Source organism: Azonexus hydrophilus, from assembly GCF_001956855.1.
GTDB classification, from domain to species: domain Bacteria; phylum Pseudomonadota; class Gammaproteobacteria; order Burkholderiales; family Rhodocyclaceae; genus Azonexus; species Azonexus hydrophilus_A.
In genome coordinates, this window is sequence record NZ_MTHD01000001.1 from 456,752 (window position 1) to 472,967 (window position 16,216).

Consider the following 16,216-nt stretch of genomic DNA (forward strand, 5'->3'; position numbering starts at 1 on the left):
AGAGTCAACATGCCCCAGTATCGTTCCCGCACCTCCACCCACGGCCGCAACATGGCCGGCGCCCGTTCCCTGTGGCGCGCCACAGGCATGAAGGATGGCGATTTCGGCAAGCCGATCATTGCCGTCGTCAACAGCTTTACCCAGTTCGTGCCGGGGCATGTGCACCTGAAGGATATGGGGCAGCTGGTGGCGCGCGAGATCGAGGCGGCCGGCGGCGTCGCCAAGGAATTCAACACCATTGCCATTGATGACGGCATCGCCATGGGGCACAGCGGCATGTTGTACTCGCTGCCGTCGCGCGACTTGATTGCCGATTCCGTCGAATACATGGTCAATGCGCACTGCGCCGATGCCATGGTCTGCATCTCGAACTGCGACAAGATCACCCCGGGCATGCTGATGGCCGCCATGCGCCTGAACATCCCGGTCATCTTCGTCTCCGGTGGTCCGATGGAGGCTGGCAAGGTTACGGTCCAGGGGCAGGTCGTCCATCTGGATCTGGTCGACGCCATGGTCAAGGCGGCCGATGCTGCTGTTTCCCAGGCTGACCTTGACGAAATCGAGCGCTCGGCGTGCCCGACCTGTGGCTCGTGTTCCGGCATGTTTACTGCCAACTCGATGAACTGCCTGACCGAAGCCCTCGGTCTCAGTCTGCCCGGCAACGGCACCGTTGTCGCCACGCATGCCGACCGCAAGCAGTTGTTCCTGCGTGCCGGCCGCCAGATCGTCGAGCTGTGCAAGCGCTATTACGAGCAGGACGATGCTGCGGTGCTGCCGCGTGCGATCGCCACCAAGGAGGCTTTCGAGAACGCCATGACGCTGGATGTTGCCATGGGCGGCTCGACCAACACCGTGCTGCATATCCTGGCGACCGCCCAGGAGGCCGGTGTTGATTTCACCATGGCCGACATCGATCGTATCTCGCGCTCCGTGCCCTGCCTGTGCAAGGTGGCGCCGATGACCGACAAGTATCACATCGAGGATGTGCATCGTGCCGGTGGCATCATGGGGATCCTCGGTGAACTGGATCGCGCCGGTCTTCTGAACCGCGATCAACCGACGGTGCATGCGAAGAATCTCGGCGAAGCCATCGATCTCTGGGACGTCGTCCGTGGACACGACATCAAGGTGCATGATTTCTACAAGGCGGCGCCGGGCGGCGTGCCAACTCAGGTCGCGTTCTCGCAGGATCGCCGCTTCAATGAACTCGATCTCGACCGCACCCATGGTTGCATCCGCAACAAGGCGAATGCCTACTCACAGGATGGTGGTCTGGCGGTTCTGTACGGCAATATCGCGCTCGACGGCTGTATCGTGAAAACTGCCGGTGTCGATGAATCAATCTGGAAGTTCACCGGCAGGGCCCGCGTGTTTGAAAGTCAGGATGCTGCGGTCGACGCGATCCTGGGCGAGAAAATCGTCGCCGGCGATGTCGTGGTGATTCGCTATGAAGGGCCGAAGGGTGGTCCGGGCATGCAGGAAATGCTCTATCCCACCTCGTACCTGAAGTCGATGGGTTTGGGCAAGGAATGCGCCTTGCTGACCGACGGGCGATTCTCCGGCGGGACTTCCGGGTTGTCCATTGGTCACGCATCGCCCGAGGCGGCGGATGGCGGGGCGATCGGTCTGGTCGAAGAAGGGGATGTGATCGAGATCGATATTCCCGGTCGCCGGATTCATCTGGCGGTCAGTGACGAGGTGCTGGCTGCCCGTCGTGCGGCGATGGATGGGCGGGGTGAGTCGGCCTGGAAACCGGTTGATCGCGAACGCGTTGTTTCTGCAGCGCTGCAGGCCTATGCGCTGATGGCTACCTCGGCAGACAAGGGTGCGGTCCGCGACGTCAGTCAAATTCAGCGCCGCTCGAAGGGGTGAACGTCAACTTTTGGCGTCATCTGCCGTTATTATTCGAACCCGGACCGCTTGCTGGCGGTCCGTTGAAGTGAAACCTCTTGTTGCATTTGATTGTTTGCGGTTGGTAGTGAAGGGCTATATCATCCGTTCATGATTTACTGTCAAGCTGTCAAGGCATTAACCCACCCAGAAAACGGAGCGAGAAAATGAAAGCTGCTTACATTGCCATTATGGCTGCCGCCGGTGTTGTCATGGCTGGTCAGGCAAACGCCGACGAAGCCCTGGCCAAGGCCAAGAACTGCATGACCTGCCATGCGCTGGACAAGAAGCTGGTTGGTCCGTCGTATCATGACGTTGCCGCCAAGTACAAGGGTGACAAGGCTGCAGTGGCAACGCTGGCAGCCAAGATCCAGACAGGTGGCAAGGGTAATTGGGGTGCAATCCCGATGCCGCCGAACAAGGTGACGGATGACGAAGCCAAGAAGTTGGCTGCCTGGGTGCTCGCCACGAAGTGAGTGGGTGTTCCAGTTCAAGAAAAAGCCGGTAGCTACCGGCTTTTTTTATTGTGAAATTGTTGTGCTGGCTGTTGACACACCTGTCGAGGGTCCGGATAATCCCGGCTTCTCCCGGAGGGGTACCCAAGCGGTCAACGGGAACAGACTGTAAATCTGTCGGCTCTGCCTTCGAAGGTTCGAATCCTTCCCCCTCCACCAGATTGATGCTGTAGCGGCTAGTGCTGCGGGCAGGGGTTAAGCGGGTGTAGCTCAATGGTAGAGCTGAAGCCTTCCAAGCTTAAGACGAGGGTTCGATTCCCTTCACCCGCTCCACGACGCGGTACGGCTGGAGTTTTAAGGTAGGCCCATGTGGCTCAGTGGTAGAGCACTCCCTTGGTAAGGGAGAGGTCGGCAGTTCGATCCTGCCCATGGGCACCACCGATTAGCTTTGATTCTGGATTGTTTGCTAATTTGATTATTGAGGAACTGGAATGGCTAAGGAAAAATTCGAGCGTACGAAGCCGCACGTAAACGTTGGCACGATTGGTCACGTTGACCACGGCAAGACGACGTTGACGGCAGCAATCACGACGGTACTGGCAGCGAAGTTCGGTGGTGCGGCGAAGGCCTACGACCAGATCGATGCGGCGCCGGAAGAAAAGGCGCGCGGTATTACCATCAACACCGCCCACGTCGAATACGAAACTGCCAATCGTCACTATGCCCACGTTGACTGCCCGGGTCACGCTGACTATGTGAAGAACATGATTACCGGTGCCGCCCAGATGGACGGTGCGATCCTGGTTTGTTCCGCTGCTGACGGCCCGATGCCGCAGACCCGCGAACACATCCTGCTGGCCCGTCAGGTTGGTGTGCCGTACGTTCTGGTGTTCATGAACAAGTGCGACATGGTTGATGATGCCGAGCTGCTCGAGCTGGTCGAAATGGAGCTGCGCGAGCTGCTGTCCAAGTACGACTTCCCGGGCGACGACACCCCGATCATTCATGGTTCGGCCCTGAAGGCGCTGGAAGGTGATCAGTCCGAAATCGGCGAGCCGTCGATCTTCCGCCTGGCTGACGCACTGGATTCGTACATTCCGACCCCGGAGCGCGCTGTTGATCTGCCGTTCCTGATGCCGGTTGAAGACGTCTTCTCGATCTCGGGTCGTGGTACCGTTGTGACCGGTCGTATCGAGCGCGGCGTTGTCAAGGTTGGCGAAGAAATCGAAATCGTTGGTATCCGTCCGACCGTCAAGACCACCTGTACCGGCGTCGAAATGTTCCGCAAGCTGCTGGATCAGGGGCAGGCTGGCGACAACGTTGGTGCGCTGCTGCGTGGTACCAAGCGTGAAGATGTCGAGCGTGGTCAAGTGCTGTGCAAGCCGGGTTCGATCACCCCGCACACCCACTTCACGGGCGAAGTGTATGTTCTGTCGAAGGACGAAGGCGGTCGTCACACCCCGTTCTTCAACAACTACCGTCCGCAGTTCTACTTCCGCACGACGGACGTGACCGGTGCGATTTCGCTGCCGGAAGGCGTTGAAATGGTCATGCCGGGTGACAACATCCAGATGACGGTCAAGCTGATTGCTCCGATCGCCATGGAAGAAGGTCTGCGTTTCGCCATCCGTGAAGGCGGTCGTACCGTCGGCGCCGGCGTCGTCGCCAAGATCATCGAGTAATTGGTAATTTTTGCAATCAAAGCGCTTCGGGAGACCGAAGCGCTTTGATGTTTCTGCAGCAGGGGTGTAGCTCAATTGGTAGAGCAACGGTTTCCAAAACCGTAGGTCGGGGGTTCGATTCCCTCCGCCCCTGCCACTCTCTTTAAAGATCGCGAACGTCATGGCTGACAAGATCAAGTTTTCGCTGGCGCTGGTTATTCTGGCAGCTGGCGTGGCTGGCTTCTACCTGCTCTCCGAGCAGGCAATGATTTTGCGCGTCCTGGCGGTGCTCGTTGGGGTGGCGCTGGCGGTTGTCGTGGCTTGGAAAACCGAGCCGGGTCAACGCTTCTTCAATTTCGCCAACGAGTCGGTGGTCGAGGCCCGCAAGGTCGTCTGGCCGTCGCGCAAGGAAACGGTGCAGACCACGGCAATGGTATTTGCCTTCGTGGTCGTCATGGCGCTGTTTCTCTATCTCACTGACAAAAGCCTCGAGTGGGTTCTCTATGACCTGGTCCTGGGCTGGAAAAAATCATGAGTAAACGCTGGTACGTCGTACATGCCTATTCCGGCTTCGAGAAAAGCGTGATGCGCGCCATTCAGGAGCGCATCAACCGTTTGGGTATGCAGGACAAATTCGGCCAGATTCTTGTGCCGGTGGAAGAGGTCGTCGAAATGAAGGGCGGCCAGAAGTCCATTTCCGAGCGCAAGTTCTTCCCGGGCTACGTGCTCGTGGAAATGGAGATGGATGACGATAGCTGGCATCTCGTGAAGAACACGCCGAAAGTCACCGGTTTTGTCGGTGGTACGGCAAACCGCCCGGCGCCGATTTCCCAGAAGGAAGTCGACAAGATCATGCAGCAGATGCAGGAAGGCGTCGAGAAGCCGCGTCCGAAGGTGCTGTTCGAGGTCGGCGAGGTCGTGCGGGTCAAGGAAGGTCCGTTTACCGACTTCCATGGTTCGGTCGAGGATGTGAATTACGAAAAGAATCGCCTGCGTGTGTCGGTGACCATCTTTGGTCGGGCTACGCCGGTGGAGCTGGAGTTTGCCCAGGTCGAGAAGTCCTGAGCGGCATGTTTTCAAGGGTCTGCCGGAAGCCCTGATTCCGGCAAGAGGAGCGTCAGTAGCCAATTGCGGTCAACGCGCGTTACAACTCAATAAAGGAGTGTTTTATGGCCAAGAAAATTATTGGCTTCATCAAGCTGCAAGTTCCGGCCGGCAAGGCCAATCCGTCTCCTCCGATCGGTCCGGCGCTGGGTCAGCGCGGTCTGAACATCATGGAGTTCTGCAAGGCCTTCAATGCCCAGACGCAAGGCGTCGAGCCGGGTCTGCCGATTCCTGTCGTGATCACCGCTTTTGCCGACAAGTCCTTCACGTTCGTGATGAAGACGCCGCCGGCAACGATCCTGATCAAGAAGGCTGCCGGCATCAAGTCCGGTTCCGCCAAGCCGCATACCGACAAGGTTGGCAAGATCACCCGCGCCCAGTGCGAAGAAATCGCCACGACCAAGATGCCTGACCTGACTGCTGCCGATATGGAAGCCGCTGTTCGCACCATCGCTGGCTCCGCCCGTTCGATGGGCATCACCGTGGAGGGCCTGTAATCATGGCTAAGCTCACGAAGAAGCAAAAGGCGCTCGCCAGCAAGGTGGTTGCGCAGAAGTTGTACCCGCTGCAGGAAGCACTGGCTCTGGCCAAGGAAACTGCCGTCGCCAAGTTCGACGAATCCATCGATGTTGCAATCAATCTTGGTGTTGATGCTCGCAAGTCGGATCAGGTTGTTCGTGGCTCCGTCGTGCTGCCGGCTGGTACCGGCAAGACTGTCCGTGTCGCCGTCTTCGCCCAGGGCGAAAAGGCCGAGGCCGCCAAGGCTGCTGGCGCCGATGTGGTTGGTTTTGACGACCTGGCTGCTGAAGTCAAGGCCGGCAACCTCAATTTCGACATCGTCGTTGCTACGCCGGATGCAATGCGCATCGTTGGTCAGCTGGGCCAGATTCTCGGTCCGCGCGGTCTGATGCCGAATCCGAAGGTCGGCACCGTGACCATGGATGTTGCCACCGCCGTGAAGAACGCCAAGGCTGGTCAGGTTCAGTACCGCACCGACAAGGCTGGTATCGTGCATGCCACCATCGGTCGCGCCTCGTTCTCTGCCGAGAACCTGGAAACTAACCTGAAGGCACTGATCGAAGCATTGCAGAAGGCCAAGCCGGCTGCATCCAAGGGTCAGTACCTGCGCAAGATTGCTGTTTCTGCCACCATGGGCCCCGGCGTTCGCGTCGATCAGGCCACGCTGGCAGGCTAAAAGTACTTTGGGTCGCGTCGGTCGGCATTTGCTGGCCAGCGCGAATCGTCAAAGACCGCAGGCGCACAAGCAATTGTGCTTAATCGTGAAAGCCTGCGCAGACGGTGCTCCCGAAACGGATTTTCTGCCATTCATTTGAATGGCGAGCTTCTGGTTCAGGTCGCCGTAAGTGCGGCGGGAAATCTCTCCCGTCGTGTTATGACTTGAAAGGAGGAAAGACCTGTGGGTCTCAATCTGAACGACAAAAAAGCCGTCGTGGCTGAGGTGTCGGCACAAGTGGCCAACGCCGAGACGATCGCGATCGCCGAATACCGTGGCATTGAGGTGGGTGATCTCACCGTGCTGCGCAAAAAGGCGCGTGAGTCTGGTGTTTACCTGCGTGTGCTGAAGAACACCCTGGTGCGTCGCGCCGTGGAAGGCACGCAGTTTGCCGACCTGGCCGAGCACATGGTGGGTCCGCTGATTTACAGCGTGTCCGCTGATCCGGTGGCTGCGGCAAAAGTCCTCAACGACTTTGCCAAGACCAACGACAAGTTGGTTCTCAAGGCCGGTTCCTATGCCGGCAAGGTGCTCGACAAGGCTGGTGTGCAGGCGCTTGCCTCCGTGCCGAGCCGCGAAGAGCTGCTCTCCAAGCTGCTGTACGTCATGCAAGCTCCGGTTGCCGGTTTCGTCCGCGGCCTCGACGCCCTGGCGAAGCAGCGCGAAGAAACCGCCGCTTGATACTTACCGCATACGAACTGATTTAGGAGTTTATTGAAATGGCAATTAGCAAAGAAGACATCCTGGAAGCCGTTGGCTCCCTGACTGTTATGGAACTGAATGACCTGGTCAAGGCATTCGAAGAGAAGTTTGGCGTCTCTGCCGCTGCCGTCGCCGTTGCCGGCCCGGCTGCTGGTGGTGCTGCCGCTGCTGAAGAGCAGACCGAATTCACCGTCGTCCTGACCGGCGCTGGTGACAAGAAGGTCGAAGTCATCAAGGTCGTCCGTGCCGTTACCGGCCTGGGCCTGAAGGAAGCCAAGGATCTGGTCGACGGTGCGCCGAAGCCGGTCAAGGAAGGCGTTTCCAAGGCTGACGCTGAAGCCCTCAAGAAGCAGCTGGAAGACGCTGGCGCCAAGGTCGAAGTCAAGTAATCGATCGGTGCCCTGCGGGCTGGTGGCTTTTGCCGCCAGCCCTTTTGTGCTTGTCAAAACGGTTTAACTGCCTGAACGAATACGCTTGAATACACGCCAGCCGGCAAACGCAAATCACGAGTTCCCTGTCGGAAACGACAAGGGGAGCGGGTTTGCGTTTGCCTGTTTGCTCAGGTCCGACATCTGATTCCACCCTCACGGAGTTACCATGACTTACTCCTTCACCGAGAAGAAACGTATCCGCAAGAGCTTCGCCAAGCGCGAAAGCGTACTTGAGGTGCCCTTCCTCCTCGCTACGCAGCTCCAGTCCTTTACCGAGTTTTTGCAGGCCGAAGTGCCTGTTCCTCAGCGCAAGAACGAGGGGCTGCAGGCTGCGTTCACCTCGATTTTCCCAATAATCTCCCATTCGGGAAATGCGAGGCTGGAGTTTGTCAGCTATGCGCTTGGTGAGCCGGCCTTCGACGTCGTCGAATGCCAGCAGCGTGGTCTGACCTTTGCCGCATCGCTGCGGGCGCGGGTCCGCCTGGTGTTGATGGATCGTGAAGTTCCGGACACCGTCAAGGAAGTCAAGGAACAGGAAGTCTACATGGGTGAAATTCCCCTGATGACGACCAATGGTTCTTTCGTGATCAATGGCACGGAGCGTGTCATCGTTTCCCAACTGCACCGTTCGCCCGGCGTGTTTTTCGAGCACGACCGCGGCAAGACGCACAGTTCCGGCAAGCTGCTTTTCTCGGCCCGCGTGATTCCTTACCGCGGCTCGTGGCTGGACTTCGAATTCGATCCCAAGGATTCCCTCTTCTTCCGTGTCGACCGCCGTCGCAAGATGCCGGTCACGACGCTGCTCAAGGCATTGGGCATGTCTTCGGAAGAAATTCTTGCCGAATTCTTCGAGTTCGACCTGTTCAAGCTGAACGGCGAAAAGATCGAGTTCGAGCTGGTGCCCGAGCGTCTGCGTGGCGAAGTGGCCCGCTTCGATTTCGTCGCCCCGGATGGCAAGGTCATCGTTGCCAAGGACAAGCGGATTACCGCCAAGCATATCCGCGATATCGCCGCTGCTGGTGTCAAGCAGATCGCCGTGCCGGAAGAATTCCTGCTGGGGCGTGTGGTTGCGCACAATATCGTTGATACGTCCACCGGCGAAGTGGTGGCCAACGCCAATGACGAAATCACCGAGACCCTGCTGGCCAAGTTGCGTGAAGCCGGGATTGCCACCGTCGAGACGTTGTACACCAACGATCTTGATCGTGGCTCGTTCATCTCCAACACCCTGCGTGGCGACGAAACTGCTTCGCGCCAGGCTGCTCGCATCGCGATCTATCGGATGATGCGCCCAGGTGAGCCGCCGACTGAAGAAGCCGTGGAAATTCTCTTCAACGGCTTGTTCTACTCCGATGACCGCTACGATCTGTCCGGTGTCGGCCGGATGAAATTCAACCGTCGCCTGAGCCGTGCCGATGTCATCGAGCATAAGGTCATGGTGCGCAGTCTTGCGTCGCGTGCCGAAGCAGCACTGAAGAATCTGGCTGAAGCCTCGGGCTTTGCACTGGCTACGATCCAGGACATGGTAGCCGGCTTGCCGTTTGGCCCGCGCGCCCTGTGCGAAAACATGACCAAGGCGGATGCCGATGCGTTGGCCGGGAAGATCAAGCCCCTGGGTGCCAATGTCGAAGTTCGCGAACAGCTGACCCTGTCCCCGCGTGATATCGTCGAGGTCATCAAGATCCTCGTTGAGTTGCGCAATGGCCGTGGCGATATCGACGATATCGATCACCTCGGCAATCGTCGCGTCCGCTCTGTCGGTGAACTGGCTGAAAATCAGTTCCGTGCCGGTCTGGTGCGTGTCGAGCGTGCGGTCAAGGAGCGTCTGAGCCAGGCCGAATCCGACAACCTGATGCCGCACGACCTGATCAATGCCAAGCCGATCAGCGCTGCCATCAAGGAGTTTTTCGGTTCCAGCCAGTTGTCGCAGTTCATGGACCAGACCAATCCGCTGTCGGAAATCACGCACAAGCGTCGTGTTTCCGCACTTGGCCCGGGTGGTCTGACGCGCGAGCGTGCCGGCTTTGAAGTCCGTGACGTGCATCCGACGCACTACGGTCGTGTCTGCCCGATCGAAACGCCGGAAGGTCCGAACATCGGTCTGATCAACTCCCTGGCGCTGTTTGCCCGGGTGAACAGCTACGGTTTCATTGAAACCGCTTACCGCCGTGTGGTGGATAGCAAGGTCACCAACGAGATCGATTACCTGTCGGCCATCGAAGAAGGCAACTATGTGGTTGCCCAGGCCAACGCTTCGCTGGACGAGGAAGGTCGTCTGTCCGACGATCTGGTGACCTGTCGCGAAAAAGGCGAAACGATCCTGGCCGAACCGGCGCGTGTCCAGTACATGGACGTTGCTCCCGGACAGATCGTCTCCGTTGCTGCTTCGTTGATTCCGTTCCTGGAACACGATGACGCGAACCGCGCATTGATGGGCGCCAACATGCAACGTCAGGCTGTTCCCTGCCTGCGTCCGGAAAAGCCGCTGGTCGGTACCGGTATCGAACGTACCGTAGCCGTCGACTCGGGTACTGCGGTTGTAGCGCTGCGGGGCGGTGTCGTCGACTACGTCGATGCCGGCCGCGTCGTTGTCCGTGTCAATGATGACGAAACCATCGCTGGTGAAGTTGGCGTCGACATCTACAACCTGGTCAAGTACACCCGTTCCAACCAGAACACCAACATCAACCAGCGTCCGCTGGTCAGGATTGGCGATGTCATCGCCAAGGGCGACGTCGTGGCTGACGGTGCTTCGACCGACAAGGGCGAATTGGCGCTCGGCCAGAACATGTTGATCGCGTTCATGCCGTGGAACGGCTACAACTTCGAAGACTCGATCCTGATCTCCGAGCGCGTCGTTGCCGAAGATCGTTACACCTCGATCCACATCGAGGAGCTGACGGTCGTCGCCCGCGATACCAAGCTTGGACCTGAGGAAATCACCCGCGACATCGCCTCGCTGGGCGAAGTGCAGCTGTCCCGTCTGGACGACGCCGGTATCGTGTACATCGGTGCCGAAGTCCACGCCGGTGACGTACTGGTCGGCAAGGTCACGCCGAAGGGCGAAACCCAGCTGACGCCGGAAGAAAAGCTGCTGCGCGCTATCTTCGGTGAAAAGGCGTCTGACGTGAAGGACACCTCGCTGCGCGTACCGGCCGGTATCGCCGGTACCGTCATCGACGTCCAGGTGTTCACCCGCGAAGGCATCGAACGCGACAAGCGTGCCCAGTCGATCATCGACGAGCACCTGCGCCATTACAAGCTGGATCTGGCCGACCAGATGCGTATCGTCGAACGCGACGCATTCGAGCGTGTCGGTCGCCTGATCGTCGGCAAGAAGGCCAATGGTGGTCCGAAGAAACTGGCCAAGGGCACGGTCGTCGACCAAGCCTACCTGGACAGCATGGACCCGCATCACTGGTTCGACATTCGTCTGGCTGAAGACGACGCAGCCCTGCAGCTGGAACAGGTCAAGGATGGCCTGGAACAAGCGCGCAAGGACTTCGACGTTGCTTTCGAAGCCAAGCGCAAGAAGCTGACGCAAGGCGACGAACTGCCGCCGGGCGTGCAGAAGATGGTCAAGGTTTACGTCGCCGTCAAGCGTCGCCTGCAGCCGGGTGACAAGATGGCCGGTCGTCACGGTAACAAGGGTGTGGTTTCCCGCATCCTGCCGGTCGAGGACATGCCGTACATGGCTGATGGCCGTCCGGTCGACATCGTTCTGAACCCGCTCGGCGTGCCGTCGCGGATGAACGTCGGTCAGATTCTCGAAGTTCACCTGGGCCTCGCTGCCAAGGGGCTGGGTCACAAGATCGGCGACATGCTGCGGCGTGAAGCCACGGTCAAGGAAGTGCGTGGTTTCCTCGACCAGATCTACAACTCGAGCGGCAAGTCGGAAAATCTCGATGAGCTCAACGATGGCGAGATCATTGAAATGGCCGGTAACCTGACCAGCGGCGTGCCTTTTGCCACACCGGTGTTCGACGGTGCCAAGGAAGCCGAAATCAAGGCCATGCTGGCGCTTGCCGGCATGCCATCGTCCGGTCAGATGACCCTGTTTGACGGCCGTACCGGTGATGCTTTCGAGCGTCAGGTGACGGTTGGCTACATGCACTACCTGAAGCTGCATCACCTGGTCGATGACAAGATGCACGCCCGTTCGACCGGCCCGTACTCGCTGGTCACCCAGCAGCCGCTGGGCGGCAAGGCGCAGTTCGGTGGTCAGCGCTTCGGTGAAATGGAAGTGTGGGCACTGGAAGCTTATGGCGCATCCTATGTGCTGCAGGAAATGTTGACCGTGAAGTCCGATGATGTGAATGGCCGTACCAAGGTTTACGAAAACATCGTCAAGGGCGAGCACAAGATCGATGCCGGCATGCCGGAGTCGTTCAACGTGCTGGTCAAGGAAATCCGTTCGCTGGCGATCGATATCGATCTGGAACGTTACTGATTCAGGGCTCAGGAGTTAAACGATGAAAGCATTGCTCGATCTGTTCAAGCAGGTAACCGCCGAAGAAGAATTCGACGCGATTACCATTGGCCTCGCTTCGCCTGAGAAGATCCGTTCCTGGTCCTACGGTGAAGTCAAGAAGCCCGAAACCATCAACTACCGGACTTTCAAGCCGGAGCGTGACGGCCTGTTCTGCGCCAAGATCTTTGGCCCGATCAAGGATTACGAGTGCCTGTGCGGCAAGTACAAGCGCCTCAAGCACCGTGGCGTGATCTGCGAGAAGTGCGGCGTCGAAGTGACGTTGGCCAAGGTTCGCCGTGACCGCATGGGTCACATCGAACTGGCTTCGCCGGTCGCCCACATCTGGTTCCTCAAGTCCCTGCCATCCCGTCTCGGCATGGTGCTCGACATGACGCTGCGTGATATCGAACGCGTCCTGTACTTCGAAGCATTCGTCGTCACCGATCCGGGCATGGTCTCCAACCTGCAGCGCGGTCAGCTGCTGACCGAAGACCAGTACCTGGAGATGATGGAAGAGCATGGCGACGAATTCCAGGCGCTGATGGGCGCGGAAGGTATTCGCGAACTGCTGCGTTCGCTCGAACTGAACAGCGAAGTCGAAGCGCTGCGCGGCGAACTCGAGGTGACCGGTTCGGAAGCCAAAAACAAGAAGCTGGCCAAGCGTCTGAAGATTCTCGAAGGTTTCCAGAAGTCCGGCATCAAGCCCGACTGGATGATCCTCGAAGTGCTGCCGGTACTGCCGCCGGACCTGCGTCCGCTGGTGCCGCTGGACGGCGGTCGTTTCGCGACCTCCGACCTGAACGACCTCTACCGTCGCGTCATCAACCGTAACAACCGTCTCAAGCGCCTGCTCGAACTGAAGGCGCCGGACATCATCGTGCGCAACGAAAAGCGCATGCTGCAGGAATCGGTTGACTCGCTGCTCGACAACGGCCGTCGCGGCAAGGCGATGACCGGTGCCAACAAGCGTCCGTTGAAGTCGCTGGCCGACATGATCAAGGGCAAGGGCGGTCGTTTCCGTCAGAACCTGCTGGGCAAGCGCGTCGACTACTCCGGCCGTTCGGTCATCGTGGTCGGTCCGCAACTCAAGCTGCATCAGTGCGGCCTGCCCAAGCTGATGGCGCTGGAACTGTTCAAGCCCTTCATCTTCCACAAGCTTGAAGTCGGTGGCTACGCCACGACCATCAAGCAAGCCAAGAAGATGGTCGAAGGCCAGGAACCGATCGTCTGGGACATGCTCGAAGACGTCATCCGCGAACATCCGGTCATGCTCAACCGCGCACCGACGCTGCACCGTCTGGGTATCCAGGCGTTCGAGCCGACCCTGATCGAAGGCAAGGCGATCCAGCTGCACCCGCTCGTTTGTGCGGCCTTCAACGCCGACTTCGACGGTGACCAGATGGCTGTTCACGTGCCGCTGTCGCTGGAAGCGCAGATGGAAGCCCGCACGCTGATGCTGGCCTCGAACAACGTGCTGTCGCCGGCCAATGGCCAGCCGATCATCGTGCCGTCGCAGGATATCGTTCTTGGTCTGTACTACGCCACCCGCGAAAAGATCAACGCCAAGGGCGAAGGCATGTATTTTGCCGACGTCGCCGAAATCGACCGCGCCATGGCGGCCGGCGAGCTCGACATTCACGCCCGTATCTCGGTGCGTCTGAAGCAGTACGACGCTGCTGCGGTCGACGGTGAATTTGACGAAAAAATCCTCCGTGTCGAAACCACGGCGGGCCGCGCGCTGTTGTCGCGCATCCTGCCGAAGGGCATGCCGTTCAAGGCCATCGACAAGGCGCTGAAGAAGAAGGAAATCTCCAAGTTGATCGACGAGTCCTTCCGTCGCTGCGGCCTCAAGGAAACCGTCGTCTTCGCCGACCAGTTGATGCAGAACGGCTACGCACTGGCAACCCGCGGCGGCATTTCCTTCTGCTCCGACGACATGCGCGTCCCGGCCAAGAAGTACGAGATCATCGCTGCTTCCGAAGCTGAAGTTAAGGAAATCGAAACCCAGTACACCAACGGTCTGGTCACCCAGGGCGAGCGCTACAACAAGGTTGTCGATATCTGGGGCCGCACCGGCGACCAGGTCGCCAAGGTGATGATGGACGAACTCGGTCACGAGGAAGTCATCGACCGCCACGGCAAGAAGGTCAAGCAGGACTCGTTCAACTCGATCTACATGATGGCTGACTCCGGTGCCCGCGGCTCGGCTGCCCAGATCCGTCAGCTGGCCGGTATGCGTGGCCTGATGGCGAAGCCGGACGGCTCGATTATCGAGACGCCGATCACGACCAACTTCCGTGAAGGTCTGAACGTTCTCCAGTACTTCATCTCGACTCACGGTGCCCGTAAGGGTCTGGCCGACACCGCGCTGAAGACCGCCAACTCCGGTTACCTGACGCGTCGTCTGGTTGACGTGACGCAGGATCTGGTGATCACCGAAGATGATTGCGGTACCAAGAACGGCTTCGTCGTCAAGGCGCTGGTCGAAGGCGGTGAAGTCATCGAGGCTCTGCGCGAGCGTATCCTTGGTCGTGTCACGGTCGACGACCTGATTGACCCGGAAACCCAGGAAACCGTGATCTTCTCCGGCACCATGCTTGATGAAGATCTGGTCGACCTGATCGACAAGCTTGGCATCGATGAAGTCAAGGTGCGCACGCCGCTATCCTGCGACACGCGTTACGGTCTGTGCGCCAAGTGCTACGGTCGCGACCTCGGCCGCGGCATGATGGTCAATGCCGGCGAAGCGGTTGGCGTCATCGCCGCCCAGTCGATTGGTGAGCCGGGTACCCAGCTCACCATGCGTACCTTCCACGTTGGTGGTGCGGCGTCGCGGGCTGCCGTGGCTTCGCAGGTCGAAGCAAAGTCGGCTGGTACCGTTCGCTATACCTCCAACATGCGTTATGTCACCAGCGCCAAGGGCGAGAAGGTTGTCATCTCCCGTTCCGGCGAAGTGCTGATTACCGATGATCATGGTCGTGAGCGCGAGCGTCACAAGGTGCCGTATGGCGCCATGCTGGCTGCCGATGAAGGCAAGTCGGTCAAGGCCGGCACCAAGCTGGCAACGTGGGATCCGCACACCCGTCCGATCATCACCGAATATGCCGGTACGGTCCGCTTCGAAAACGTTGAAGAAGGCGTTACTGTCGCCAAGCAGATCGACGATGTGACCGGTCTGTCCACGCTCGTCGTCATCGACAACAAGCGTGGTGGCAAGGCGGCAACCAAGGGCATCCGCCCGGTTGTCAAGCTGCTCGACGAATCCGGTCAGGAAGTGCGGATTCACGGCAGCGAACACGCTGTATCCATCGCTTTCCAGGTGGGTTCGATCATTTCCGTGGTCGACGGTCAGAAGGTTGGCGTTGGCGACGTGCTGGCCCGCATGCCGCAGGAGTCTGCGAAGACTCGCGACATTACCGGCGGTCTGCCGCGGGTTGCCGAGTTGTTTGAAGCCCGTACGCCGAAGGATGCTTCGGTGCTTGCTGAAGTTACCGGTACGATCAGCTTCGGCAAGGACACCAAGGGCAAGCAGCGTCTGGTCATCACCGATCTCGACGGCGAGCAGCACGAGTTCCTGATTTCCAAGGACAAGCATGTTCTGGTGCACGATGGCCAGGTGGTCAACAAGGGCGAGAAGATCGTCGAAGGCGAGCCGGATCCGCACGACATCCTGCGTCTGCAAGGTGTCGAGGCCCTGGCCCGCTACATCACCGACGAAGTTCAGGACGTCTATCGTCTGCAAGGCGTGAAGATCAATGACAAGCACATCGAGGTGATCGTTCGCCAGATGCTGCGTCGTGTGACCATCGTCGAGCCGGGCGACACCAAGTTCATCAAGTCCGAACAGGTTGAGCGTGCCGAGCTGTTTGCCGAGAACGATCGCATCGTCGCCGAAGGCAAGCTGCCGGCGGTCTACGATCACATGCTGCTCGGTATCACCAAGGCATCGTTGTCCACCGATTCGTTCATCTCGGCGGCATCGTTCCAGGAAACCACCCGTGTTCTCACCGAGGCTGCCATCATGGGCAAGCGCGACGAACTGCGTGGTCTCAAGGAAAATGTCATCGTCGGTCGCCTCATTCCCGCCGGTACTGGCCTGGCCTACCATCGCAGCCGCAAGGCCCAACTGGCAGGCGAGGACATCGCGGCAGCACGTCCGATCGAGGAAGCTGTTGTCGAAAATGCAACACAAGAGGTCGATCAAGGTCTCTGATGCAGTAAGCCAACCCCCGTGTCTCGTTGACATGGGGGTTGATCAACCATAGAAT

Annotated in this window: 11 protein-coding genes and 4 tRNA genes; all 15 read left to right on the forward strand. The window is 59.0% G+C overall.

Annotated features, from left to right (window positions below):
• The first annotated feature begins 9 nt into the window (after positions 1–9).
• The 15 genes from ilvD (at position 10) to rpoC (ending at position 16,161) form a co-directional block, all read left to right on the forward strand.
• Positions 10–1,872, forward strand: a complete 1,863-nt coding sequence (gene ilvD, locus BJN45_RS02165) for a dihydroxy-acid dehydratase (protein WP_076091603.1) — start codon at positions 10–12, stop codon at positions 1,870–1,872.
• Positions 1,873–2,057: 185 nt separating this feature from the next.
• A complete protein-coding gene (locus BJN45_RS02170) occupies positions 2,058–2,366 on the forward strand; it encodes a c-type cytochrome (protein WP_076091605.1) in 309 nt (102 codons plus the stop codon).
• Positions 2,367–2,479: 113 nt separating this feature from the next.
• Positions 2,480–2,564 (forward strand) — tRNA-Tyr (locus tag BJN45_RS02175).
• Between the two features lie 40 nt (positions 2,565–2,604).
• A tRNA-Gly gene (locus BJN45_RS02180) sits at positions 2,605–2,678 on the forward strand.
• 30 nt (positions 2,679–2,708) lie between these two features.
• Positions 2,709–2,783 (forward strand) — tRNA-Thr (locus tag BJN45_RS02185).
• A 53-nt stretch (positions 2,784–2,836) separates the two neighbouring features.
• Complete coding sequence (gene tuf / locus BJN45_RS02190; protein ID WP_076091607.1) at positions 2,837–4,027, forward strand: elongation factor Tu; 1,191 nt, start codon at positions 2,837–2,839, stop codon at positions 4,025–4,027.
• Positions 4,028–4,087: 60 nt separating this feature from the next.
• A tRNA-Trp gene (locus BJN45_RS02195) sits at positions 4,088–4,163 on the forward strand.
• Between the two features lie 24 nt (positions 4,164–4,187).
• Positions 4,188–4,541 carry a preprotein translocase subunit SecE gene (gene secE, locus BJN45_RS02200; protein WP_076091609.1) on the forward strand — a complete coding sequence of 118 codons (354 nt, stop codon included), beginning with the start codon at positions 4,188–4,190 and terminating at the stop codon, positions 4,539–4,541.
• Positions 4,538–5,071, forward strand: a complete 534-nt coding sequence (gene nusG / locus BJN45_RS02205; protein ID WP_076091611.1) for a transcription termination/antitermination protein NusG — start codon at positions 4,538–4,540, stop codon at positions 5,069–5,071. The genes secE and nusG overlap by 4 nt, the downstream gene beginning before the upstream one ends.
• Before the next feature lie 104 nt (positions 5,072–5,175).
• A complete protein-coding gene (rplK, locus tag BJN45_RS02210; RefSeq protein ID WP_076091613.1) occupies positions 5,176–5,607 on the forward strand; it encodes a 50S ribosomal protein L11 in 432 nt (143 codons plus the stop codon).
• A 2-nt stretch (positions 5,608–5,609) separates the two neighbouring features.
• Positions 5,610–6,305 carry a 50S ribosomal protein L1 gene (gene rplA / locus BJN45_RS02215; protein WP_076091615.1) on the forward strand — a complete coding sequence of 232 codons (696 nt, stop codon included), beginning with the start codon at positions 5,610–5,612 and terminating at the stop codon, positions 6,303–6,305.
• 222 nt (positions 6,306–6,527) lie between these two features.
• The gene (rplJ, locus tag BJN45_RS02220; RefSeq protein WP_076091617.1) at positions 6,528–7,025 is read left to right on the forward strand and encodes a 50S ribosomal protein L10; all 498 of its coding nucleotides are present in this window, start codon (positions 6,528–6,530) and stop codon (positions 7,023–7,025) included.
• Between the two features lie 38 nt (positions 7,026–7,063).
• Positions 7,064–7,435, forward strand: coding sequence for a 50S ribosomal protein L7/L12 (rplL, locus tag BJN45_RS02225; protein ID WP_076091619.1), 372 nt, complete (start codon positions 7,064–7,066; stop codon positions 7,433–7,435).
• Between the two features lie 208 nt (positions 7,436–7,643).
• Positions 7,644–11,927, forward strand: coding sequence for a DNA-directed RNA polymerase subunit beta (gene rpoB, locus BJN45_RS02230; RefSeq protein WP_076091621.1), 4,284 nt, complete (start codon positions 7,644–7,646; stop codon positions 11,925–11,927).
• Between the two features lie 22 nt (positions 11,928–11,949).
• Positions 11,950–16,161, forward strand: a complete 4,212-nt coding sequence (gene rpoC / locus BJN45_RS02235) for a DNA-directed RNA polymerase subunit beta' (protein ID WP_076091623.1) — start codon at positions 11,950–11,952, stop codon at positions 16,159–16,161.
• Positions 16,162–16,216: the final 55 nt, after the last annotated feature.